Genomic DNA, 24,807 nt, shown 5'->3' with positions numbered 1-24,807 from the left:
CCCGGATGTTTCGCAAATAAGTTTTTCAACTTGTTAACACTATAGCATTGGGGTTTAAACCCAATATTATAAATTATTTCTTAGCATATTTGAATTTAGAACCGATGAAACGTGCGTTTTCACCTAATTCTTCTTCAATACGTAATAATTGATTGTATTTTGCAATCCTGTCTGAACGTGATGCAGAACCGGTTTTAATCTGTCCGCAGTTTAATGCAACAGCTAAATCAGCAATCGTAACATCTTCAGTTTCGCCAGAACGGTGACTCATTACCGAAGTATAGCCATTGTTTTGTGCTAAAGTTACCGCATTGATGGTTTCAGTCAAAGAACCGATCTGGTTTACTTTTACCAGGATCGAGTTAGCAGTAGCCTCATCAATACCACGTTGTAAACGTGTAACGTTAGTTACAAATAAATCATCACCAACCAATTGAACATGGTCACCAATTTTATCGGTTAAGCTTTTCCAGCCAGTCCAGTCGTTTTCGTCCATACCATCTTCAATAGAGATAATTGGATATTTTGCAGAAAGATCAGCTAAATATTGTGCCTGCTCTTCGCTAGAACGAATTACCCCGGTAGCGCCTTCAAATTTGGTATAATCATATTTGCCATCTTTGTAAAACTCAGATGATGCACAGTCTAAAGCTAAACAGATTTGAGAACCTGGTTTGTAACCAGCAGTTTCAATTGCTTTTAATACCGTTTCAATTGCATCTTCAGTACCATCGAAAGTTGGTGCAAAACCACCTTCGTCACCTACAGCAGTAGATAAACCTCTATCGTGAAGAATTTTTTTCAAGCTATGGAAAACTTCGGTTCCCCAACGTAAAGCCTCAGAGAAAGAAGGAGCGCCAACTGGCATAATCATAAATTCCTGGAAAGCAATAGGCGCATCAGAGTGTGAACCACCGTTAATGATGTTCATCATCGGAATTGGTAAAGTGTTGGCGTTAACACCACCAATATAACGGTATAATGGTTGACCGATTTCATCAGCAGCAGCTTTAGCAGCAGCCAAAGAAACACCTAAAATAGCATTAGCACCTAAGTTACCTTTGTTTTCGGTACCATCCAGGTCTAACATAATTTTATCAATTGTATTTTGCTCAAAAACATCAATACCTCTTAATGCATCAGCAATTTTAGTATTTACATTTTCTACAGCTTTTAAAACACCTTTACCTAAATATGTAGATTTATCTCCATCACGTAATTCAACAGCCTCATATTGTCCAGTAGATGCACCGCTTGGTACAGCTGCACGGCCAAAAGCACCTGCTTCTGTTACAACTTCTACTTCTACTGTTGGATTGCCTCTCGAATCGAGAATTTGTCTGGCATGGACATTAACGATTATGCTCATTTTTATTTGATTTTTTATTGATTTTTTAACCTGCTTAGTGTATAAAGTACAATTACTAAGCGCAACATCAAAGTTAGTATTATTTTTAAATAAATAAAGCGTTTTAAGGGTTAATGTTATGATAGTTGTTCAAGTTAACCAACGGTTAATTTTAAGTTAATATTGGCTATCTGTAATGCCGGAGGAAGGTCGTCATCTCGACTGAAGCAAAGCGAAATGGAGAGATCTATGTACAATATCATGCAGATAGATTTCTCCGCTGCGGTCGAAATGACGTTTCTTTATTTTTTAGCTTCGGCCAAAAGTTCAGAATTGAGGCGTACATATTCATCAATCTTTTGTGCCTTTGCAGCGTCTATGCCTAGCTGTGCCGTAGCTGATGCTCCTGCTTTATCGCCCATTTTCAATTGGATACGGCCTTTCCATAGTTTAAACCATGGTGCTTTAGGATCTGATTTTTCTGCTTCCGTCATCCATTCTAAGGCTGTTTTTAAATCTTTTCCATTTTGATAATAATACAATGCCGAATTAAAGTAAGGTTTTTTTTCACCCTTCATCGCTTCAGCAATATTTGCCATTACTTTTTCATCAATAGAAGTTGTGATATTGATTGAATATGCACTATTCTCCCACATCATATTTAACTGTGCCGAGGTTTCGCTAACAGCCGAAAACTGCATGCTAAGGGTTTCTACTTTATCTTTTAAAGCTATCGTTTTTACTTTTATACGGAGCACATCATCACTTTCTTTATATTCGTAAGCACCCCATTGATCAGCAATTTTATTAAAAATAACCGTCCACTCATTTTTGCCTGGAATACTGAACAAGCCATATTCGCCGGCTGGTAAATCTTTGCCTTCAATTTTAACGGCATCTGTAAATTTAATGCGCGTAGCTGCATTTGCACCGTTACGCCAAACTACGCCCATCGGTTCCATACCTCCAAAAATTTTGCGGCCTTTAACATTCGGACGAGAGTAGGTTAAAGTTATTTTGCCCAATCCAAAATCCTGGATAATGGTTTGTCCACTACTCGGTTGTGGAAACTTGGCTCCCTGGGCATTTGCGAAATCTACTGCACCTAAAAGTGCAACAAACAGCATTACTGATTTGATCGATAATTTCATTGCTTTGTTGTTTTTGGTTTGCACGAATTTACGCAATAAGCTTCGAGTTTAGCAAAATGTTTTAATTCTGTTCTTTGCTTAACTGATGTCTCCTAAATCCAAAAATCAATTCGTCAAAATATTCTCCATTTTTAAAAATAGTACCTTTTAGTGCTGCCTCGAAAATAAAGCCAGATTTCTTTAAAACCTGCTGCGAGGCCAGGTTCGTATGTGTAGTCCGTGCGAAAATTCTTTCAATATCGAAGGTGTCGAAACCGTATTTAAGCATTTCTTTTATGGCGAGCGGAACAATGCCTTTGCCCCAAAAATCTTCAGCAATCCAATAGCCTATTTCTGCACTTTTGCTGTAAATATCGGCCAGTTGATGCACACCTATCGATCCGATTACTTCGTTATTGACCACAATTGCCTTGATTTGTAAAGGTTCGTGGCTTAAGGCCAATTGAATAAACGCCTCCCCATCTTTTTTTTCATAAGGAAAAGGGAATTTATTGGTTAAATATTTCGAAATATTGAAATTGTTGGCGTTTTTAACTAAACTTTCAACATCGCTTGGTTGGTAAGGGCGTAAAACTAATTTCATCGTATATAATTTTATTGAGATGAATAAGGTCTGTAACTTTTTATTAAAACTAAAGTCAGAAATAAAATGATTTTATGTTACACTTCAATCAATTTGAGAAATCTTATTTCAATCACCTTGTTTTAAAGATAGATAATATTAAAATTCCAGAAGGTATTTTCTGGATAAAAGGAGGTAATGGCTCAGGGAAAAGTACCCTGTTGAAAACAATTGCAGGGATATTGTCTTTCGATGGCGATATCGCAATAAGTTCTATTTATTTAAAAAATCATGGTGTTTCGTATAGAAAGCTTGTAAATTTTGCCGAGGCCGAACCACTATTCCCCGAATTTTTAACCGGATTTGAAATGGTTGATCTTTTTGCTAAAGCCAAAGGAGCTGTTTCTGATCAAGAAGAGACCTTAATCGCTGAAATGGGTATGGAGCCTTATATTCATAATCCCTTGGGTTCATATTCTAGTGGCATGTTAAAAAAGTTGTCGTTGGTTTTGGCTTTTTTAGGGAAACCTAAATTGATCTTATTAGACGAGCCTTTAAATACAATCGATGTGGAATCTTTGGAAATATTATACCGCTGGATTAATGAAAAATATCAAAATGAAAAAATCAGTTTTTTACTGTCTTCACATCAGCCGTTAGATGAGTTAAAACTGCCTGGACTTAAACAGATCAATATTCAAGATAAAAAAATAATACTGAATTTTTAATGTCGTTGCTTTTAAACACTGCCTTAAAGAAAATATTTGTAGATGGTTTTTACCGTACACATGCAGCTATGTTGGTATTCATCTTTGTGATGTTGATGAGTTATTGTTTGTTTATCAATACCCTGGGCACGGTTCGGTCAGACCAGATTGATTTCTGGCAGTTTTTCTTTACCATTAGTTTGGTGAGTAATCCACTTATTTTAACTTTTTACCTGGTAGGAAGCTCACTTTATGCTTATAAAAGCTTAAAATATGTCTTAAGTCAGCTTGCTTTGCCCCAGCAGGGGTTTCTGTATTATAGTTTTACCGCATTAAGCAAAAAACAACAGCTTAAAAATTGGTTTACTGTACAGGCATACGTTTTTATCCCTGTTTTAAGTTATACGCTATATGCATTGACTATTGGACTAATATTTGGTTTCTACCTTATTTCCATAGCGATTTTGTTTTTTCAGGTGCTTCTAATTATGGCTTGTGCTTATATCTGTCTAAAAGAAAATAACCGTTTAATTGAGGCCAATAAACCAGGTTGGTTGATCAGGGTTGGCAGAAAGTGGAACAAACCTGTTTTTTTGCTATATAGTTTTCAGGTTTTCAATCAATCTAAGCTGGCGTATGTGCTTACCAAATTACTTTCGTGGGTGCTTATTTCGAGTGTTTTGGTGGTTTTTGCTGATCTTAAAAATGATTCAAGATTATTGACACTCGTTACCTCATGTATTGTTGTGGCACATGTTGTACTTATTTATCAGGAAAAGGTTTTTAATAATAGATACTTGTCTTTCTTGCCAAATTTTCCTTTTACTAAAGAGAAGGTATTTTTTAGTTTTTGTTTAAACTATCTCGTTTTATTACTGCCCGAAATCTGTTGGATATTTACCAACTTCGGTATTTTAACATCGTTTGGGTTAATCGCATTCGCCTTTTCTGCGATTCTGTTATTTAGAAGCCTGCTTTTGTTAAATGCGATACAGATTAAAGGATTTTTGATATGGGTTTTTAGCCTGTTTTTCCTTTTTTATGTATTCATCATGTTTGGCTTCGGGTTAATCCTTATTCCGTTGAATGTTATTGTCGCCTGGATATTGTTTAATCGAAATTATTTGAATAACAGTATTTTGTGTTGAAGTTATTTCAACTTATGCACATGATCTATTTAAATATTCGCGAATAAAAAGTTTAATCTTGTAAGCTCTGTTTTTATCTGATTCATACCGATTAAACCTCCAGACATACCACTCGACTGCTGAAAAATATTTACAATAAGTTCGTTTTCAGTATTTGGTGACATGGTTACGCTAAATTTATAATACGTTGCAAATGCGCCTAGTAAAAGCCGTTTTGTTCGGCTACCTTTCTCTAAAATTAAATTTCCATATTGATGGTCGAAGACTTTATAGCCTTGTTGTTCCATGAGATCGGTAATTTTTTTGGTCATTTCTTCGATAGAAACTTCTTTATATAAATTCGAAATCAATCCATCAACGGTTTGTAGGTTTTTTATAAAATGTGCCATATTTTATATCAGTTGGTTTTATTTGAGTTCATCTAATACTTTAAACAATTTTTTATTAATCCCGCTTCCGCTATAGTTATTAATGTTAATAACGATAACATATTTATTGCCTGCAGCATCAGTATGGTAGCCTGCAAATGCTGAAACATCATTTATTGTTCCGCTTTTAATTTTCATACCGTTGTACTCGGGTAAGGCCTTATAATAATCTGCAAACCAGTTTTCTTTCTGGATCTGGAAAAGTATATTAGCCATTGCCGAAGTTGTGATTCGGTCGCCTGGAGAAAGTCCGCTGCCATCAATAATATTCAATGACGTTTTATCAATGCCTTTATCAGCCCAGAAATTGATTTCGGTTTCTGCTCCTTTACTTGTTGTACCCGGTTTGCCTAATTTTATTGCAATGGTTTTTAAAAGTGATTCGCCATATAAATTGATGCTTTTCTTTAAAAACCAGTAGGTCATTTCGCTTAAACTAGGCGAACTAATGGTGCTTATTTTCTGTGTAACTGAAGGAATGACCTGGTTATTTAAGGTCATTAACCTTGCCGTTGTGGCTTGCTGACCGGTCGAAATACCCAATCTTTTCAAAGTATCCTGTAAACGGTAAGCGCAATCAAAAGCGGGGTCGGGGAGGGCTACAGAAATACCTGTTTTTGTAATGCCTATTCCCCAGGTTCCGCGGAGGTAAGCAACGTTACTGTATGGTGGAAGAAAAGCATAACTTCTATCGCCAGAACCTTGACTTCCAGTTTTTAGTTCATTTATGATCTGCACATAAGGTGTAGCCGGAACTGTTTTTATAATCTTCACTTCATCTGTTGTGCTACTTCCAGGTTTCAAATGAATATCAAATTGATTTTCTCTCCAGGCTAAGCCAGAGGTTCCGGCACCATAATAATTGCCAATATCCTGCCAAACCCAACCTTCAGGCGTTGTTTGTGTACCGAAAATGCGATCATCCCCAATAACTGTACCTTCAATTTTTTTGATTCCGGCAGATTTTATTGCAGTAACCCATTGTGTTAGAACAGCATTCTCTTTGTTTTGATATCGCCAGGAGCCCAAAGTTGGGTCGCCACTGCCAATAATGATCAGGTTTCCTTTTAATATTCCATCAGTAGTAATTGTTCCGGTATAGGCCAAGGTGGTTTGAAACTGAAAATCCTTCCCTAAAATACTGAAAGCCGTGGCTGCAGTTATGGTTTTTAAGGTTGAAGCAGTGGCCAAGCCAATTTGCTCATTTTTGGCATACAATGTTTTGCCCGTATTGGCATCTAAAACACAAAGAGAAGCAATAGCATGTTTTGCCTGCTCATCATTTAATAAATTATCGAAAGCTTTTTCGAGGTTCTGAATTCGGTTTTGGGCAATTGTAATATTTGCAGCAAAAATTAAGAGCAATAGGGAATATATTTTTAATCGCATAGAGATTTTATCCGTTGAAGATTAACAAAGATAAAATTAATTAAAGGGCTATAATTGTTATGATAAGATATTTACAAATATCAGCCATTAAATAGCCTATTACGCTTAATTTCTTTTCCCTGCCTCAATTTTACAGCATGATAAATGGTTGGTACATCATTCGTCCATTTTTTTAGGGTGAAAACGATGGCGAGTATTTCTAATCTGGTTGCGAGGCCGACCCAAAGGCAAAGTTCAAATAGCATAACTGATTCACAATGGACTATAATTTCGACCAAAGTGGCAAATATAGTCAACGTCCAGATTTTAGCGCCGATTGAATGTGTAGCGATTTCTTTTCTGAATTTGATATAGCTTAATGCATAGGTTGAAACTTCGAAAGCACCAAGAAAAATCAGTTTTACCAAATTGCCTTTGAAAAAATCGGGACATTGGATATAAGTAGCAACCGCAACCGAAATAAAAAACACCTGATCAATACTGGAATCTAAACGTCTTAACTTTTCGGAGGAGATATCTAGTTTTCTGGCTATTATTCCATCGAATACATCAGTTAATAAACCGACCGATAATAATGTGATTGCAAAAAAAGAATAGTGATTGACGTGGAAAAAGCTCAATAGGATTATTATAAAACCAATCAGTAACCTGGAATATATTAAAGCGATTGGAATACGTTTCATGTTGGAGAGCGGGTATAAAAAAAGTCCCCCGATTTTTAAATCGGAGGACTTTTCTTGAGGTTATTGATTAAACTAATTCTTTCTGAATTAGATATTCGGCAATCTGAACGGCATTGGTTGCAGCACCCTTGCGCAAGTTATCTGCAACAATCCAAAGATTTAAAGCTTTAGGTGCCGATTCGTCTCTACGGATACGGCCTACAAAAACTTCATCTTTTTCATGTGCATCTTTAGGCATTGGGTATTTTAGGTTAGCAACATCATCAATAACGATAACGCCTGGTGCTTTTTCTAAAATACTGCGCACTTCAGCTAAATCGAAGTCATTTTCGAACTCGATATTTACTGACTCTGAGTGGCCGCCCATAACTGGGATACGAACTGTAGTAGCGGTAACTTTAATGCTATCATCGCTCATGATTTTGTTCGTTTCCTTAACCATTTTCATTTCTTCTTTGGTATATCCGTTATCTGTGAAAACGTCGATATGAGGAAGAACATTCAAATCAATTTCGTATGGATAAGCTTTAGGACCATCAATGCCTTTACGTTCGTTCATTAGCTGCTCAACCGCTTTAACACCTGTACCGGTAACTGATTGGTAAGTAGAAACGATTACACGTTTAATTTTGTATTTATCGTGTAAAGGTTTTAAAACCACCACCATTTGAATAGTAGAACAGTTCGGGTTAGCAATGATTTTGTTGTCGATAGAAAGTTCGTGTGCATTAACTTCCGGTACAATTAATTTAATTGCAGGATCCATTCGCCATGCAGAAGAGTTATCGATAACGGTTGTTCCGGCTTCTTTAAAACGTGGAGCATGCTCCAATGAAGTATTTCCACCTGCTGAAAACAAAGCGATATCTGGTTTCATGCTGATTGCAGTATCCATGCTAACAATTGGGAACTTCTTACCCTTAAAAGTAATTTCCTTACCAACACTCTTTTCTGATGCTACGGGAATCAACTCTGTTAAAGGGAAATTTCTTTCCTCCAATACTTTTAACATGACAGTGCCTACCAATCCGGTGGCACCTACTACTGCTACTTTCATTTTAAATTTTAATTATATATTATTAAACATTTGATATAAGCCCAAATATGCTAAAAATTAAGCTTATATCCCCATTGTTACCAATTAAATTTGCTTTTAATATTTAAAATCTTACTTTTTCAGTAGAAAATAAGGTGAGAAATATTAGGTGTAATTCGATTTAGGAAGGGCTCGGAGGTCTTAATGCCGTTTGCGCTCGTTTCCTAGCGAGTGCATTAATAGCTATACAATTTTATCGTTTGTAAACGACAACCTATTCAACACGCCGTTAGCGAATTGCTTGATGTTTTTGTTTGGAAAGCATGTTCCTGAGTATATCGGTTCCGAAAGTCCTGCTATCCACTTCAAGCCTCCACTGCGCTACGGGCTTTCCGTTACTATCAGGTTTAGATAACTCAGATCAGCAGTCTAACCTAAAATATATTGTTGAAGAATTGAAGGTTTGCTGTTTTGGAGATAGATCTCTCCATTTCACTACACTTCAGTCGAGATGACGATAAGCGTAGTCCAAACCTCGCAATTTTAAACTGCGAGGTTTGGATAAATTTTAAATCAAATTGGCTTTGATATAATCACAGCTTGTTTTGATAGAACCAACTGGATCAGGTTGGTAATTGGTTTCGTGCTCTACAAAGAAATGTTGCATGCCTGAAAGTTTTGCCTGAGCAAAAATGCTTTTAAAATCAATAGAACCTTTACCTACCTCGGTATTCCATTCAGGTTTGGCTTTGTCCATGTCTTTAACGTGCCACATTGGAAAACGGCCTGGATATTTTTTGAACAAAGCTAACGGATCGTTACCTGAGCGTACCACCCAGTATAAATCTAATTCGAAATTTACCAGATTTTTATCGGTTTCGCTTAAGTAAACATCGTAACCAGTAGTATCACCTAATTTTTTAAATTCGAAATCGTGGTTGTGGTAGGCGAATTTTAAACCAGATGCTTTTGCAATTTCGGCAACCTTATTAAAATCATTAGCGGTTTTCTTAAAGCCATCTACACCTTTGCTCATATCTACATGCGCACCGGCAATGGTAAAATATTTACCGCCAATGGCAGCTGAAGATTCGATATCGGCTTTTAATTTGTCTGTTTTTCCAGTTTTTACAAAATCATCCATATGATAATGGCCACTTGGTGCTTTTAAGCCATTTGCATTTAACAAGGCTTTAAATTCTTTTGGTGTTATGCCCCAGAATTTTCCGTTAGAAAAACCATAGGTTTCTACTTCTTTGTATCCGGCCTGCGCTACCTTTTCGATAATGCCTTTTACATCCTTTGGCAGTTCATTACGTAAAGAGTACAATTGCAAACCAACATTTTTACTTGCTTTATCAAAGGCAAACGACGGGATTAATAATGCTGCTCCTGCGGCTAGTCCTGCCTGTTTTAAGAAAGTTCTTCTTGAATTCATCATTTAAAATTTAAATAATTTCTTTTTTAATGTATGCACAGCTAGCTGTAACAGATTCCATTGGGTTTGGTTTGTAATTGGTTTCATGCTCTATAAAGAAGTGTTTCATGCCCGAAAGTTTGGCATCAGCAAAAATAGGTTTGAAGTTGATAGAACCTGTTCCTACTTCAGCATTTAATGCTGGATTTGCTTTATCCATATCTTTCACATGCCACATGGTAAAACGGCCTGGATTTTCTTTAAATAGTTTGATCGGATCGTTTCCTGAACGTACTACCCAATATAAATCAAGCTCAAAATCAACAAGATTTTTATCGGTTCCTTTTAATAAAATTTCGTAACCAGTGGTATCACCTTGTTTCTCGAATTCAAAATTGTGGTTGTGGTAAGCTAGCCTGATACCAGCTTCTTTTGCCAATTTTCCGGCTTCATTAATTTTAGCCGCAATTTTTTTGTAGTCGTCGGCACTTTTTCTAATGCTTTCATCTAACCAGGGAATGGTTACATATTCGCTTCCAAGAACTTTAGCGGCGGCGATTGCTGCTTTTAATTCTTCAGTGTTTCCATCAGTTAAATAGCTGCCTAATCCGTAGTGGCCACTTGGTGCGGTTAATCCGTTTTCGTCAAGCAGTTTTTTGAATTCAGCTGGTGTTAATCCCCAAAATTGATCCTTTATAGAGAAACCATAAGTTTCAACCTCCTTAAAGCCAGCTTTAGCTACTTTTGCTATGGTTCCTTTTACATCTTTCGGAAGCTCATCCCTTAAAGAATATAACTGCAGACCAACTGATTTTTTATCGGAAGCCACACAAGCAAATGATGGAACCAAAAGCGCTGCAGCTGCAGCCATACTAGTGTTTAAAATAAAACTTCTTCTTGATAACATAGGTATATTTTTAGATGTCGCAAATAGAAACTGCCTTTTTTAGCGAGGCTATTTTATCTGCATTTTTAGGTATAAATTCTTGTGCAACGAAACCTTTAAAGCCGGTTTCGGCAATGGCTTTCATTATTGCAGGATAATATAACTCCTGCGTATCATCGATTTCATTTCTGCCCGGAACACCAGCGGTATGGTAATGGGCTATGTATTGATGGTTATCTCTGATGTTTCTAATTACATCGCCCTCATCAATCTGCATATGATAGATATCGTATAACAATTTGAAGTTTTCAGATCCTAAGCGCTTGCAAAGTTCAGCTCCCCAGGAAGTTCTGTCGCATTGATAATCTTTATGGTTAATTTTGCTGTTTAATAACTCCATTACCAGCACAACATTGTGTTTTTCTGCTAATGGGATTAATTGTTTCAGCCCTTTAACGCAATTATTCCAGCCTGTTTCGTCATCTTTACCACGGCGGTTTCCACTAAAACAGATTAGATTTTTGTAACCTGCTTCGGCAACGAGTGGAATCATTGCGGTATAGTTTTGAATTAACTTTTCGTGGAATTTTTCATCGTTAAAACCATCTACTAAATTAATCTCCGCACCATTGCACATGGTCGATTCTAAGCCGTGTTTTTTTAAAGTCGGCCAATCTTTTGGTCCAACTAAATCAATGCCTTTAATGCCTATCTTTTTAGCTTCAACACAAAGTGTTTCTACATCTAAACTGCTAAAACACCAACGACAAACGGCATGATTAATATTTCCTTTTAGCCTTAGTGGCTGATCTGATTCTGATTTATCCATTGCTAATGCTGAAAATCCTGAAGAAACACCAATTGCAGCAGTTCCTGCGATGATGTTCTTTAAAGCATTTCTTCTATTTACGTTCGACGCCATATTAAACAGTTTTAGGTTCTATTTCAGCTTTGGATTTATCGTTGAAAACCAATGCAAATAATAAAAATACCACTAATGCAATTCCCGCTGGGATAATCCAGATCATTTTCCAGTCCATCACGCCATCTGCTGCTTTGTAGGCGTCAGAAATTTTACCTGCTACAGCAAATCCAATTAACATTCCTACGCCATAAGTAGCTAAGGTAATTAAGCCTTGGGCTGAACTTTTGAAACGCTCGCCAGCTTTAGAGTTGGTATAAATCTGTCCTGAAACGAAAAAGAAATCGTAGCAAACACCGTGTAACGCAATTCCCAAAATTAGCATAAAACTCAGTTCGCCTGCGTTACCGTAAGCAAATAATGCATAACGTACTGCCCAAGCCAGCATGCCCACCAATATGGTCATTTTAAAACCGAATCTTTTAAAGAATACTGGGATAAATAATAAGAAAATAACTTCTGAAGCCTGACCAATAGTCATTTTTCCTGTAGGGTTATCCATGCCGATATTTGAAAGGAATGGATTTGCATTTTGGTAGTAAAAAGCCAGAGGGATACAGATCAAAATAGATGAAATAAAGAAAATCAAGAAATTTCTGTCTTTCAAAAGTTTTAAAGCATCAAGACCTAATACATCAGAAACGGTAATTTTTTCATCTGAAGATACTTTAGGTGGAGTTTTTGGTAAGGTAAAGCTGAATAAACCTAAAGCTAAAGATACTATACCAGCCATTAAGAAAGTATTTTTCAATAAGCCAGCTTCTGTGCCTTCTTTTGAATCCCAATGGAAAAAATAACTGATTAATAAACCTGCAGCAATCCAGCCTAAGGTACCCCAGATGCGGATTGATGAAAACTCTTTCTCCGGATCTTTCATTTGATTGAAAGAAACTGAGTTAACCAAAGCTAAAGTTGGCATAAAAAGGATCATGTAACCCAATACATATGGGTAAAAAACACTTACATCAGTAGCATTGTACATTTGATACATTAATACTGCACCAATAATGTGTAACACACCTAAAATTCTTTCAGCGTTAAAATATCTGTCGGCAATTAAACCTACAATAAAAGGAGCAATGATGGCCCCCCAGGATTGAGTTGAAAATACAGCTCCGGTTTCTGAGCCCGTGGCTTTAAGGTTGTTTCCTAAGAAAGTTCCAAGTGTTACAAACCAGGCGCCCCAGATAAAAAATTCCAGGAACATCATGGCAGAGAGTTTGAAGCGAGTAGTGCTATTCATTTGGTTTATATAAGATTAGGTTTAAGGTTTAAGGCGTAAGGTTAAAGCAAGGGATATAAAACCCTCAATCTTTTACGCTTACGCCTTCAGCCTCTTTTTTATATTATTAAGTTTTAGGCATTATTGTTGAAGCGAAGGCTATGACCTTCAACCTTATACCTTCCGCCTTCAACCTTATTTACAGTTCTTTAATAGAGATGTTTTTGTACCAAACCTCATCTCCGTGATCTTGTAAGGCAATTTTACCAGTTTTAAAAGTTCCCCAGTTTTCCCATGTTGCAAATTTGCTGCCTGCAACAATTTTTTTCCAGTTATCGTCCCAGAGGGTAGTTTTTACGACTTCAACACCGTTTAAAATTAGCGTTAATTTGCCCTTTTTACTAATGATTTCTGCCTTATTCCATTCGCCAACAGCTTTAACCGGTTCTGATGAACTTTTTACCAGATCGTATAAATCGCCGGCACGGTGTTTAGTGATTTTCCCATCTGGGTGGCCATCGTTATCAATAACCTGCATTTCTAAACCAGTAGAATAAGTAGCATGGTATTTAGGTTCTTCGTGAACATAAAAAATTAAACCGCTATTTGCTTTCGGAGCCACTTTCCATTCATATTTTAAATGAAAGTCGCCATATTCTTTATCGGTAACCAAATCGCCGCCACCATCTTTACCTTTAGTAGCTAAATCTAAATGAAGGGCGCCATCCTGAACCTGCCAGGCGCTACCAACCGTAGTTTTGTTGTAAGTATGCCAGCCTGTTGTTGTTTTACCATCAAAAAGTGGCTTGAAGCCCTTTTGAGCCTTTGATATTTGTGTTACTGCTAACAAAATGCAAGCAGAAAGAAAGATTTTTTTCATTTTTTTAGAATAAAACCTGATAGGATTAATTCGAAGTTTTTAATGTTTTCAAAGGCCTCATTGAGGACTTCGTCGTTTAAAAACCTATCAGGTTATGATAATTAAAGTGTTAAATTGTTCCAGCCTTTGCGGTATTCGCGTTTTACAAACTGGTTGGCTTCGTCAAAATTGGTAACTTTCATATTGTCGTTATCCCAAAGCATTTTAGTATACCTGCCTGGGTAAGTAGTCTTGCCATTTACCGTTTTTTGGATATCGAAACTTCTGATTGCCAAATTTGCCATTAGTAAAGCTTCTGTTAACGGACCGGCAATTTCGAAAGGTGAACTTACTTCTTTCTTGCCATAACCTGCAATTGCAGCTTCAACCCATTGTTTATAGTGCCCGTTTGCGCCATCTGGTACACGAGTGTATTTTGGTGCTACTTTAATGTCTTTGTTTTTACTTAAAGGCAATAATTTTGGGTTTGCACTATACGTTTCAGACATCATCTTGCCTTTAGTTCCAATAAACAAGGTACCATTACCGCCATCGCCAAAAGTTTCGTTCGCTTCTAATTCTTCCGGACGTTCTGGTTGGATGCCACCGTCCATCCAGTGTAAAGTAACATCACCTTCGGTTTTATCTGTTTTGGGGAATTTTAAGGTAACATGGCTTGATGGAGGGCAACTTTCAGGGAAATAACCGCGTTTAAATTCATCTACGTAAACAGAGCCTACACTGGCCTGAACTTCTTTCGCATATTTTAAGTTTAATACACTAAAAGGAGCTTCGATTAAGTGACAGCCCATATCGCCCAAGGCGCCCGTGCCATAATCCCACCAGCCACGCCAGTTAAAAGGGACCAATTTGTCAATATAATCTTTTTCGGGCGCAGTACCTAACCATAAATTCCAATCTAATTCGGCAGGGATTTCGGCTTTTTTTGTTGGGCGAGGAATGCCTTGCGGCCAAACCGGTCTATCAGTCCACGCGTAAACTGTGTGTACATCGCCAATTAAACCAGCTTCATACCATTCTTTCATTTGGCGCGGACCATCGTTTGATGCACCTTGATTTCCCATTTGGGTTACCACTTTATATTTTTTTGCAGCAGCGGTTAGAATCCGCGCTTCATAAATATCATGTGTTAAAGGTTTCTGTACATAAACGTGTTTACCCAATTGCATTGCTGCTAAAGCCTGTATGGCATGGTTATGATCAGGAGTAGAAACAGACACAGCATCGAAATTTTTATGTTCCTTATCTAACATTTCGCGCCAATCTTTATAGTATTTTGCTTTAGGAAAAGCTTTAATACTATTTGCTGCACGGCGATCGTCTACATCGCATAAAAAAGCAATGTCTGCTTTTCCGCTTTTGTAAAACATACTTAAATCGCTTTGGCCTTTTCCGCCAACACCAATGCCGGCAACCAATAAACGATCGCTTGGTGCTAAATAACCTGGGCCACCTAAAACATGGCGGGGCACGATCATAAACGCAGCAGCGGCAATAGCTGTGGTCTTAATAAAATCACGGCGGTTACTCGTGTTTTTATTTTCTTGCTCTGTTTTCATATAAGTAAATCGATTTGCTAACTCGGGTCGATTATTTTTTCTTTAAAGATAAGATATACTTTACCATTAATTTTGCATCGTCTTTTTTAAGGGTAGCGTGGGCAGTCATCGGCATATTGCCCCAAACTCCGGTTCCACCTTTAATAATCTTATCGGCTAACATGTTAATGTTTTTTTCGGTTGCCGGATATTTTTTTGCAATTTCTACGTATGCAGGACCAATGATTTTGTTGGTCTTGTTATGGCAGCCCAGGCAGTCTGATTTATTGATCAGTTTTTCTCCCGGATTTGATTGAAAAGCAGCGTGGCTTGTTACTGTTGCAGCTGCAACCACAGTTTTCTCCTTCGTTAAATCGGCTTTTGAAAACGACGCCATAAAAATGACTACAGCGCCTAAAATTAAAAATGTTTTTTTCATGTGTGTTGTGTTGTTTTTAATTGCATTCAAGCTTGCATAAGCGGTAATATTTATTCGTTGTTGCTTATGCAGGTTTTCATTCTGTGTGTATTGTGTTTTGTTAATCTTGTAATCCTAATATTCTTTTATTGAAAGCGCTATCACTGCCCGATGCTGCAAAATCATCAAATGCTTTATCGGTTACATTAATGATGTTCTTTTTGATAAATTCTGCGCCTTCGCGGGCACCATCCTGTTGGTTTTTGATACAGCATTCCCATTCCATAACGGCCCAACCTTTAAAATCATATTGCGCCAATTTACTAAAAATGGTTTTAAAATCAACCTGACCATCGCCCGGTGAGCGGTAACGACCAGCTCGGTTTGCCCAACTCTGGTATCCACCAAAAGTGCCTTGTTTGCCTGTAGGGTTAAATTCTGCATCTTTAACGTGGAATGCTTTAATGCGTTCGTGGTAAAAATCGATGTATTGAATGTAATCCAATTGTTGCAAGACAAAGTGTGATGGATCATACAATAAGCATGCCCGAGGATGATTATTTACCGCAGCTAGGAACATTTCATAGGTTTCGCCATCAAATAAATCTTCGCCTGGATGTATTTCGTAGCAAACATCAACGCCACACTGGTCGAATTCGTTTAAAATCGGTGTCCAGCGTTTTGCCAATTCTGCAAAACCCTCTTCAACCAATCCTGCCGGGCGTTGTGGCCAGGGATGGAAATATTGCCACAATAATGAACCACTAAATGTAGCATGTGCATTTAAACCTAAGTTTTGAGAAGCTTTAGCCGCATATTTCATTTGCTGCACAGCCCATTCTGTTCTTGCTTTTGGGTTTTTGTGTACTTCTTTTGGTGCAAAGGCATCAAAAAGATCATCATAAGCAGGGTGTACCGCAACCAATTGACCTTGTAAGTGTGTAGAAAGTTCAGTAATTTCTAAGCCATAAGAAGCGATTTTTCCTTTCAGTTCATCTGCATAGGTTTTGCTTTCTGCAGCTTTTTGAAGATCGATAAATCTTGTGTCTAAGGTTGGCATCTGAATGCCTTTAAAACCTAAACCTGCTGCCCATTTACAAATACTGTCTAAGAAATTAAATGGGGCTTCATCGCTTATAAATTGTGCTAAAAATACTGCTGGTCCTTTTATCGTTGTCATGCTTGATTGTTATAATTTATAGTCTAACCATTTTTGGTCTGATTGGCTAGAAGCCACTACATTTTCGATAAATGCCATACCTCTAATTCCATCTTCAGTACTTGGAAAGTCTAACATTGCAGCAGTAGGTTGCTCGTTATTCAACTTCGCATCTACTGTTAATGCAAAGTTTTTATAAATATTTGCAAATGCTTCTAAGTAACCTTCTGGGTGACCACCAGGAGTTCGGGTATTGTGCTGTGCGAAAGTACCCATATAACCGTTGCCTGTTCTGTAAATTTGAGCAGGGGCATTTAACCATTTCACAATTAAGGTGTTTGGTTCCATCTGGTGCCATTCCATGCCACCTTTTTCGCCATATACTTTAATTTTTAATGCATTTTCTTCTCCGGCGGCAATTTGCGAAGCCACAAGGACGCCATTGGCACCATTATCGAATTTTAACAATACGTTTCCGTCATCATCAATTGCTCTACCTGGAACAACAATGCTTAAATCAGCACAGATTTTAGTAATTTTTAAACCAGAAATATATTCTGCCAGATGAGCTGCGTGCGTACCGATATCGCCCATGCTACCGCTTTTTCCGGTTTTAGATGGATCGGTGCGCCAGGCTGCCTGTGCATTTCCTTCGCGTTCTGATAAGGTGCTTAACCAGCCTTGGGGGTATTCGACCATGATTTTTCTGATTGTGCCCAAAGCACCTTCGCTAACCATTTGTTTGGCCTGTTTAACCATTGGGTAACCAGAGTAGGTATGCGTTAAACATAGTGTTAAGCCAGTTTCTTCTACTTTAGCTTTTAGCTGTTTTGCTTCTTCCAAAGTTAAAGTTATCGGTTTTTCAATTACCACGTTAAAACCCTTATCCAAAGCCATCATTGCAGGGGCAAAGTGAGCAAAGTTTGGGGTAACGATGGTTACAAAGTCAATTCTTTCATCTGCTGGCAATTCACTTTCCTTCGTCAGCATTTCTTCGTAATTGGTGTAGATTCTGTTATCCGGAAGAAAAAGTAGTTTTCCAGATTCGTATCCAATTTCAGGATTTACACTTAAAGCTCCGGCAGATAATTCAATAAGGCCATCCATATTGGCAGCCAAACGGTGTACGGCACCGATAAAAGCGTCTTTTCCACCGCCTATCATGCCCATTCTTAATTTTCTTTTCATGTTTATAAAGGTGAGGGGTTTAAGATTTAAGGTTTAGGGCGATTTCCCTTATACCTTAAAGACTTAATGCCTTTAACCTGTCTAGATGTTGTTTTTCTATATTTATTGGTGTATGACATAAGGTTTAAGTTTAAGGGCGATTAAACCCTACACCTTTAACCTTATGCCTTTTACCTTGTCTAGATGTTCTTTTTCTTTAATTCTTTTACAGCGTAATCGCAGGCACGGGCAGTTAAAGCCATAAATGTTAACGATGGGTTTTGGCAAGCGATTGATGGCATACAGGATCCATCAGTTACGAAAACGTTATTTACTTCGTGCATCTGGTTCCACTTATTCAGTACAGAAGTTTTTGGATCATTACCCATCCTTGCGGTACCCATTTCGTGGATCGCCATACCTGGATAACAGCCATTATCGAATGTTTTGATGTTTTTCATACCAGCCTTTTCTAACATTTCGGCAGCATCATTCATCATATCCACACGCATTTTTTTCTCGTTCTCTTTGTACTCGCAATCGATAGCCAATACAGGTTGTCCCCATTTGTCTTTTTTGGTTTTATCGATGTATACCTTGTTTTCGTAATAAGGTAACATCTCTCCGAAACCGCCCAAGCCCATAGACCATTTGCCTGGAGTGGTCATTTTTTGTTTTAAATCTGCTCCGAAAGACAATTCAGCCACATCATCTTGCCAATTTGCTCTGCTTGCACCGCCCTGATAACCGAAACCACGCAGGTAATCGCGTTTATCGCTGCCGATATTCTGATACCTAGGGATATAAATTCCGTTTGCACGGCGTCCATAAGTGTATTTGTCATCAAAACCTTCGGCCTCTCCAGATGCTCCGCAACGGAAATGGTGGTCCATTAAATTGTGCCCTAACTGACCACTTCCATTACCCAAACCATTTGGATGTGCTTCTGATGTAGAGTTTAATAAAATGAATGTTGAACCTAGTGTAGAACCATTTACGAAAACGATTTTAGCATAAAATTCCATCGTTTTGTTGGTTTCTGCATCAATAACCATTACACCTTTGGCTTTTTTAGTGTCTTTATCATAAATTATATGATTTACGATAGAATATGGTCTTAACGTTAAAAGTTTAGTTGCCATTGCCGCAGGAAGGGTAGAAGACTGTGTGCTGAAATAAGCACCAAACGGACAGCCCCGGCTACATAAATTTCTGTACTGGCAATTGCCACGGCCTTTATGTGGCACAGTAAGATTGGCAACACGGCCAATCATCATAATCCGTTCTCTTTTATAATGCTCTTCGATACGTGCTTTTACCGATTTTTCTACAATATTTAAATCCATTGGCGGTAAAAACTGTCCGTCAGGGCAGGTAGGCCAGTTTTCTTTTGAACCACTGATCCCCGCAAAACGTTCTGCATAATCGTACCACGGCGAAAGTTCCGCATATCGAACAGGCCAATCGCTTCCATGTCCGTCTCTTGCATTATCTTCAAAGTTATGATCGCTTAAACGATAACTTTGACGGCCCCACATTAACGATTTTCCACCAACGTGGAAACCACGGTACCAATCGAAACGTTTATCTTCCGTATATGGACATTCTAAATCGTTTACCCACCATTTTTCATTTGCTTCCTGGTATGGGTAATCTCTTTTTTGTACCGGGTGAGTACGTTTTTGTTCTTCGGTAAGTTTTCCGGCATGTTTAAAATCCCATGGATTTTTCATTGCCGTTTCATAACCGGTAATGTGTTCAATGTTCATTCCTCTTTCGAGCATCAACACGCGTAAGCCCTTTTCTGTAAGTTCTTTGGCAGCCCAGCCACCGCTAATTCCCGATCCTATAACAATAGCATCGTAAGTATTTTCTGCTTTTAAATTTGTATTTAAATTCATGATGTTTTGTTGTTGTTTTAGAAATTAGGTTGCCCAAGATTTTTGACCTGGTTTTAATGGCGCACTGCCATCATATCGGCCTGGAATAAGCACATATTCGCGTGCTTTGGTACAACCAATTTCTGAAGAATAATAACCGAGTAGGGTTAAATCTCTTGCGGTAATAAAAAAGTAAGCTAAATCTTTATTCTCTTCTGATTTGCTCGCTTTTTGGGCAAGCGCGATTGCCCTTAAATCGATCATTAGTTTTTTACGATCAGCTGGTGTTAAAGTGATATAACTTTTTCCGAAATCTTTCATGGATTTAGCCTGAAGATCTTTAAAACCTTGCGCAAATGAAGTTTGCATGGTGGCAGGGTAACAATCTTTCATCATCATCGGAATAAACTTCCCTAAGCCTGCAGCCTTGGCCCCAGCAGATGATTTGGTAGTCGGAACAATAATATCAGCAAATTCAGCAAAAATTTTTTCGTCTTCCAGTGAATAGAGGACAAAGTTCTTTTCGTTTTCCGGTAGCGTAAAACTTTCAAATAAAACGCCCATTGTACTTGCTGAGATTGCCCCTCCCAGCAAAAATGCAACGTTTTTGAGTGCTTCTCTTCTGTGCATCGTATTTATGATTTTATATATTGGTTACTTATGTGTTGAATTAGTAATATTAGAAAAAATATAACGGAAAGAATAACTTTTTCAAGTTAAATTATCGGTATGCAATGTGATTGTTACTGAGTAGAATTGTTCTAAATAAATGGTTTTTTGTCGCTCTGATGTGGTTTAAACCGTGTTTTTGTGTTAATTTTACTTGGTGTAAAAAGTACATTTAGTATAGGTAAGCATATTATTTACTAATAAATCTAAAAACACCGCTTTTTAAAGGAGAAAATCTGCTTAAAGTAGGCTTTTTTTGATGTAGTTATAGCTTTCGGCTATACTTTCATAAGGTGCTTTTTTGATAATATCCTGTTCTGTAAAAATATAATCTACTCCAGCCAATTTAGAAGCAGCAAAAATGCGCTTGAAATCTATTCTGCCAGAACCCACTTCCACGAAAACTGCTTTGTCTGCTTTATCCATATCCTTAACATGGAACATTTTATAACGGCCCGGATTTTTCTTGAACATATCAACAGGGTTTAAACCTGCATTTACCGCCCAAAAGATATCGAGTTCAAAACCTACCAGTTTGGCATCGGTTTCAGCGAGCAGGATTTCGTAGCCTGTGACCCCGTTACCCTGATCTTTAAATTCGAAGTTGTGGTTGTGGTAAGCTAATTTCAATCCTGACTTTTGGCAAAGTTCAGCTGCTTGGTTAAATTTTGAGGCCATGCGCCTGTAATCATCTAATGTTCCATTAGCCCTGATATCGGTAGGCAAAGCTGGGATAACGAAATATTTCTGGCCAATGGTGGCTGCGGTTTCGATGTGCGATTTTAGCACCTTATCGTCGCCTGAGGATAAAAACTCAGTTACGTTGTAATGTCCGCTAGGAGAGGTAAGGCCATTTGCTTTTAATAAGGTATTAAAGTCTTTTGCTTCCAAACCCCAAAAACCTTTTACTTCGTACTTGCCAGGATAGCCATAATAGGTTTCTACCTGATTATAACCGATTTTAGCCACCTGTTCTATTGTGGCTTTTACATCTGCAGTTAGCTGCTCCCTTAAAGTAAAAAGTCCGATTCCGATTTTTGAAATTTTAGCAGATTCAGCTAAAGCTGTTGTAACTAATGATGGACTTAAAAAGGCTGCTGCACTGGCAAGGCTTACCTTTTGTAAAAATGATCTTCTTGTTGTCATGATGTTTTAGAATTAAAAAAACCGGAGCGTGAACTCCGGTTTTATTTGTTAGAATGAATAAGCTAATGATCCCCAGAAGGTACGTTGAAGTAATGTTCTGCCAATCATTAATGTGCCAGGGGTTATGGTTGAGAAATCTCTGAACTGATCTCCGCGAACATCGCCTTCTGTCAGCACCTTTGCATTTAACAAGTTGTCTGCCCAAAATCTTATTGAAATCTTTTTAGTAAAATTATATCCTGCCCCAGCTTTCATTACTACATAAGCAGGTAGTTTATAGCTATCGCTAGGTGAGGTGAAGCGGCTGCCAATGTAATTTGCTGCTATATATAGGTTAAAGTTTTTGTAGTCGTAATTGGCGCCAAGTTCGGTGTTGAGTACAGGAACACGTTCGGTTCTTTTGCCGGTGAAGCTATAGATACGATTGCCGAATTCGGCTGCAACTGCGGCATTGTTACTTGTGTTTGCTTCGTAATCGGTGTATTTAGAGTCTTGTAATGTTCCGGTTAAACGCAAACTCAGTGGTTTAGCAATTTTGTAAGAAACCTCGTACTCGGCACTCCAGGTGCGTGTAGAACCAAATGCCACCAATGCCTGTAAACCTGATGCAACTGTTGGAACATTAATGGTTAATGATGTGTTTTTAATTGCCGAATAACTTCCAGATGCGAAAATGGCCAGGTTGTTTTTAGCATATTTAAAACCTACTTCGCCTAAATAAACCGGGCGTTTTTTAATGTTTAAGGGGTTATAGGCCGATGCGTTATAGTCGCCAATGTTTGGTGCGTTGTAAGCTTTTGTAGCCCTTGCAAAAATACTTGATGTAGTGTTTATTTTGTAGTTTGCTCCTACTGAAGCTGCCCAGTTGGTTAAAGTTTCATCATAATGCGTGTAGCCTAAGATATTAGGGCTTGCACTGGCGGTTGTATTAACCGTACCATTTGCATTTAATGCATAATAAGGTCTGTCGCCTTTAACATTTTGATTATCAATCCTGGCACCAATATCTAAACGCCATTTTTCAGATATTTTAATCTCGTCTCCGGCATATACAGATAGGGTTCTCGTATCGCCAATAAAAGTGTTTTTGGTTTGGATGGTACGCTCTGAAGCCGTTGGTGATTGTAATAAGATGCTAGGGTGCTCTTTAAATTCAGTAAATGAACGGAAAGCATAGCGTAAATCATCCCGGTTATACTGGTGGATGCCCAATCCGATGTTAAGACTGTGGTTTTTTACTTTCTTTCTTAAATCCAGGTAATCAACAATCTGAACATCACTATTAATTTGTCCTTGTGCATTAGAGGTAATTACATAATCTCCGGCTACGAAAGGCGCCACTGAACCACCAGGGTAGTAATAAGGCGTTGCTGCTGTTCTCGCTACAATTCCTGCAGGGGCAGTATAGGTAGAATTGGTATGGGTATTTTGATAACGGAAATTGTTAACAATCTGCCAGCCACTGTCGGTTAGGTAGTTGAACTGAAAACCACCTGATCCCAATTTGGTGTGGATTCCATCTGTTAAACTAAAATTATGGCTTCCCGCTGCCGGATCATTATAACTCCATTCTGTTTGAGTTGGCGTAATCGATTGAGAGGCCATGTCATAATCGCGGTAAGTAGTTGGCTTCCCGGTACCATCGTAAGGGTAATAACTCGTTAATAAGAACTGAACTTTATCATTCAGGTATTTACCATACACCCTGAAAAAGCCTTTATTGTTCTTAAAATTAAAAGTCATGTTCCCTTTAATCTGTCCACCCTGGTTAGCTGGCTTAAAACCTTGATCTACCACACCATTATCAGTACGGTAAAAACCACCGATATTGTATTTGATCTGGTCGTTTATTTTGCCTCCGGTGTTGCCATCAACACGGTACAATCCTTGCGAAAAACCTGTTGTAAACTTAAATTGACCGTATTGTTTATCTGCACCAACGTAGCTGATGTTATTTACCACTGCACCTGGTGTATTGGCCTGAACAATTGAGGCGTTACCTCCTCTGATGGCTTCTATGTTCTGGATAGTCAGATCTGTTTTATAGTATTGATCTACAGATGGGTTTGTGTTGAAGCCAGTTGGTAAAAGCGGTAACCCATCTTCCTGTATGCCAAGGAAAATATATCCGCCCTGTTGCGGAAAGCCCCTTACCCAAACATTTCCCGGACCATCGCCACCTGTACTTTCTACCGTTAAACCTGGTATGGCTTTTAATAAATCGGTACTGTTTAACGGTGCCCGGTTGGTTATATCTTTATTACTCACCGAGGTTAATGCCACACTGCTTTCTAATTTTTTCTTTGGATTACCACCGGTTACCATCACACTTTCCAATTGTAGGTTATCTTCTGATAGGCTGATACTCAGGTTTTCGTCGGCATTGCCAGGTGATAGGTTTACTTCTTTAGAAATGAAACCTACGTATCTTACCACGATTACCCGGCTGTCAACAGTTAGGCCTTTTAAAGCAAAAGCACCATTTTCGTCGGTTGTGGTCCCGATTGATTTTCCTTTAACGGTAACCGATACCCCAGGGATGGCATTCCCTTTACTGTCGGTTACTTTTCCGGTAACAATGCCCTCGAAGGCTTTTAGTAGTTCGAGGTTGTTATTGGCGGGAATAGAATAGAGCAGAATCTGATCTTTAACTATCCTATATCCCACGTCATAACGTTTTAGCGAATTCTCAAGAAAGTATTTAAGCTTTTGGTTAACCACATTAATAGAAACTTTACGGTTGGAGTTTATTAATTGTGGGCTGTAAACAAATTTAACATTGGTTAAGTATTCTGTTTTTTCTATAATGGTTTTAATATCTGTTTGATCGGCTTTAATCGAAATCGATTTATTCAGAAAATCTTGGGCGTCGACATTTTTGGCAAAAGCACCACAAGTAAAAATTATTATTGCAAGTATTTGGTAAATCGAAACTCTCATTGCATATATCGCCAGCGAAATAAGTTGATTTTTTTTCATAAATTTGGTTATTGTTCATTAAATGATTGGATTTATTGGACATAGAAATACCATGAATACATTTCTGATGTA

At 38.0% G+C, this 24,807-nt stretch carries 22 protein-coding genes; 2 read left to right on the top strand and 20 right to left on the bottom strand.

Annotated features, from left to right (window positions below; genetic code table 11):
• Window positions 1-73: 73 nt before the first annotated feature.
• From eno to ACN9MR_RS17640, 3 genes are all read right to left on the bottom strand, one after another.
• The gene (gene eno, locus ACN9MR_RS17650; protein ID WP_029278432.1) at window positions 74-1,369 is read right to left on the bottom strand and encodes a phosphopyruvate hydratase; all 1,296 of its coding nucleotides are present in this window, start codon (window positions 1,367-1,369) and stop codon (window positions 74-76) included.
• A 281-nt stretch (window positions 1,370-1,650) separates the two neighbouring features.
• Window positions 1,651-2,499, bottom strand: a complete 849-nt coding sequence (locus ACN9MR_RS17645) for a DUF2911 domain-containing protein (RefSeq protein ID WP_426325585.1) — start codon at window positions 2,497-2,499, stop codon at window positions 1,651-1,653.
• Between the two features lie 61 nt (window positions 2,500-2,560).
• The gene (locus ACN9MR_RS17640; RefSeq protein ID WP_426325583.1) at window positions 2,561-3,082 is read right to left on the bottom strand and encodes a GNAT family N-acetyltransferase; all 522 of its coding nucleotides are present in this window, start codon (window positions 3,080-3,082) and stop codon (window positions 2,561-2,563) included.
• 74 nt (window positions 3,083-3,156) lie between these two features.
• On the opposite strand from ACN9MR_RS17640, the gene ACN9MR_RS17635 reads away from it, so the two are divergent.
• Both ACN9MR_RS17635 and ACN9MR_RS17630 read left to right on the top strand, forming a co-directional pair.
• The gene (locus ACN9MR_RS17635) at window positions 3,157-3,789 is read left to right on the top strand and encodes an ABC transporter ATP-binding protein (protein ID WP_426325581.1); all 633 of its coding nucleotides are present in this window, start codon (window positions 3,157-3,159) and stop codon (window positions 3,787-3,789) included.
• Window positions 3,789-4,916, top strand: a complete 1,128-nt coding sequence (locus tag ACN9MR_RS17630) for a hypothetical protein (RefSeq protein WP_426325579.1) — start codon at window positions 3,789-3,791, stop codon at window positions 4,914-4,916. The genes ACN9MR_RS17635 and ACN9MR_RS17630 overlap by 1 nt, the downstream gene beginning before the upstream one ends.
• Window positions 4,917-4,945: 29 nt before the next feature.
• Here the strand turns inward: ACN9MR_RS17630 and ACN9MR_RS17625 are convergent, their stop codons facing one another.
• The 17 genes from ACN9MR_RS17625 to ACN9MR_RS17545 form a co-directional block, all read right to left on the bottom strand.
• Complete coding sequence (locus tag ACN9MR_RS17625; protein WP_426325577.1) at window positions 4,946-5,305, bottom strand: hypothetical protein; 360 nt, start codon at window positions 5,303-5,305, stop codon at window positions 4,946-4,948.
• Window positions 5,306-5,323: 18 nt separating this feature from the next.
• The gene (gene dacB, locus ACN9MR_RS17620) at window positions 5,324-6,733 is read right to left on the bottom strand and encodes a D-alanyl-D-alanine carboxypeptidase/D-alanyl-D-alanine endopeptidase (protein WP_426325575.1); all 1,410 of its coding nucleotides are present in this window, start codon (window positions 6,731-6,733) and stop codon (window positions 5,324-5,326) included.
• Between the two features lie 80 nt (window positions 6,734-6,813).
• Complete coding sequence (locus ACN9MR_RS17615; RefSeq protein ID WP_426325573.1) at window positions 6,814-7,416, bottom strand: CDP-alcohol phosphatidyltransferase family protein; 603 nt, start codon at window positions 7,414-7,416, stop codon at window positions 6,814-6,816.
• 67 nt (window positions 7,417-7,483) lie between these two features.
• A complete protein-coding gene (locus ACN9MR_RS17610) occupies window positions 7,484-8,473 on the bottom strand; it encodes an aspartate-semialdehyde dehydrogenase (protein WP_190326416.1) in 990 nt (329 codons plus the stop codon).
• Window positions 8,474-9,020: 547 nt separating this feature from the next.
• Window positions 9,021-9,893: a sugar phosphate isomerase/epimerase family protein gene (locus tag ACN9MR_RS17605; RefSeq protein WP_426325571.1), complete on the bottom strand. Its 873-nt coding sequence runs from the start codon at window positions 9,891-9,893 to the stop codon at window positions 9,021-9,023.
• A 7-nt stretch (window positions 9,894-9,900) separates the two neighbouring features.
• The gene (locus tag ACN9MR_RS17600; RefSeq protein ID WP_426325569.1) at window positions 9,901-10,776 is read right to left on the bottom strand and encodes a sugar phosphate isomerase/epimerase family protein; all 876 of its coding nucleotides are present in this window, start codon (window positions 10,774-10,776) and stop codon (window positions 9,901-9,903) included.
• A gap of 10 nt (window positions 10,777-10,786) precedes the next feature.
• Window positions 10,787-11,677, bottom strand: coding sequence for a hydroxypyruvate isomerase family protein (locus ACN9MR_RS17595; RefSeq protein WP_426325567.1), 891 nt, complete (start codon window positions 11,675-11,677; stop codon window positions 10,787-10,789).
• 1 nt (window position 11,678) lies between these two features.
• Window positions 11,679-12,920, bottom strand: a complete 1,242-nt coding sequence (locus ACN9MR_RS17590) for a nucleoside permease (RefSeq protein WP_426325565.1) — start codon at window positions 12,918-12,920, stop codon at window positions 11,679-11,681.
• Between the two features lie 178 nt (window positions 12,921-13,098).
• Window positions 13,099-13,779, bottom strand: a complete 681-nt coding sequence (locus tag ACN9MR_RS17585) for a 3-keto-disaccharide hydrolase (protein WP_426325563.1) — start codon at window positions 13,777-13,779, stop codon at window positions 13,099-13,101.
• A 101-nt stretch (window positions 13,780-13,880) separates the two neighbouring features.
• Window positions 13,881-15,338, bottom strand: coding sequence for a Gfo/Idh/MocA family protein (locus ACN9MR_RS17580; RefSeq protein WP_426325561.1), 1,458 nt, complete (start codon window positions 15,336-15,338; stop codon window positions 13,881-13,883).
• Window positions 15,339-15,369: 31 nt separating this feature from the next.
• Window positions 15,370-15,756 (bottom strand): c-type cytochrome, encoded by a 387-nt coding sequence (locus tag ACN9MR_RS17575; RefSeq protein ID WP_116251648.1) that lies wholly within the window; start codon window positions 15,754-15,756, stop codon window positions 15,370-15,372.
• A 100-nt stretch (window positions 15,757-15,856) separates the two neighbouring features.
• On the bottom strand, window positions 15,857-16,915 hold the full coding sequence (locus ACN9MR_RS17570; RefSeq protein ID WP_426325558.1) for a sugar phosphate isomerase/epimerase family protein: 1,059 nt from the start codon (window positions 16,913-16,915) through the stop codon (window positions 15,857-15,859).
• A gap of 9 nt (window positions 16,916-16,924) precedes the next feature.
• A complete protein-coding gene (locus ACN9MR_RS17565; protein WP_426325556.1) occupies window positions 16,925-18,082 on the bottom strand; it encodes a Gfo/Idh/MocA family protein in 1,158 nt (385 codons plus the stop codon).
• 179 nt (window positions 18,083-18,261) lie between these two features.
• Window positions 18,262-19,962, bottom strand: coding sequence for a GMC oxidoreductase (locus ACN9MR_RS17560; RefSeq protein WP_426325555.1), 1,701 nt, complete (start codon window positions 19,960-19,962; stop codon window positions 18,262-18,264).
• 24 nt (window positions 19,963-19,986) lie between these two features.
• Window positions 19,987-20,571: a gluconate 2-dehydrogenase subunit 3 family protein gene (locus ACN9MR_RS17555; RefSeq protein WP_426325554.1), complete on the bottom strand. Its 585-nt coding sequence runs from the start codon at window positions 20,569-20,571 to the stop codon at window positions 19,987-19,989.
• Window positions 20,572-20,850: 279 nt separating this feature from the next.
• On the bottom strand, window positions 20,851-21,756 hold the full coding sequence (locus ACN9MR_RS17550; protein WP_426325552.1) for a TIM barrel protein: 906 nt from the start codon (window positions 21,754-21,756) through the stop codon (window positions 20,851-20,853).
• A 48-nt stretch (window positions 21,757-21,804) separates the two neighbouring features.
• Window positions 21,805-24,735, bottom strand: a complete 2,931-nt coding sequence (locus ACN9MR_RS17545; RefSeq protein WP_426325551.1) for a TonB-dependent receptor domain-containing protein — start codon at window positions 24,733-24,735, stop codon at window positions 21,805-21,807.
• Window positions 24,736-24,807: the final 72 nt, after the last annotated feature.

It is taken from the genome of Pedobacter sp. R-06 (assembly GCF_049913135.1).
In the GTDB taxonomy this organism is placed as follows: domain Bacteria; phylum Bacteroidota; class Bacteroidia; order Sphingobacteriales; family Sphingobacteriaceae; genus Pedobacter.
Note: the sequence above shows the minus strand (reverse complement) of the source record. Positions and strands in the feature narration are given on the sequence as shown.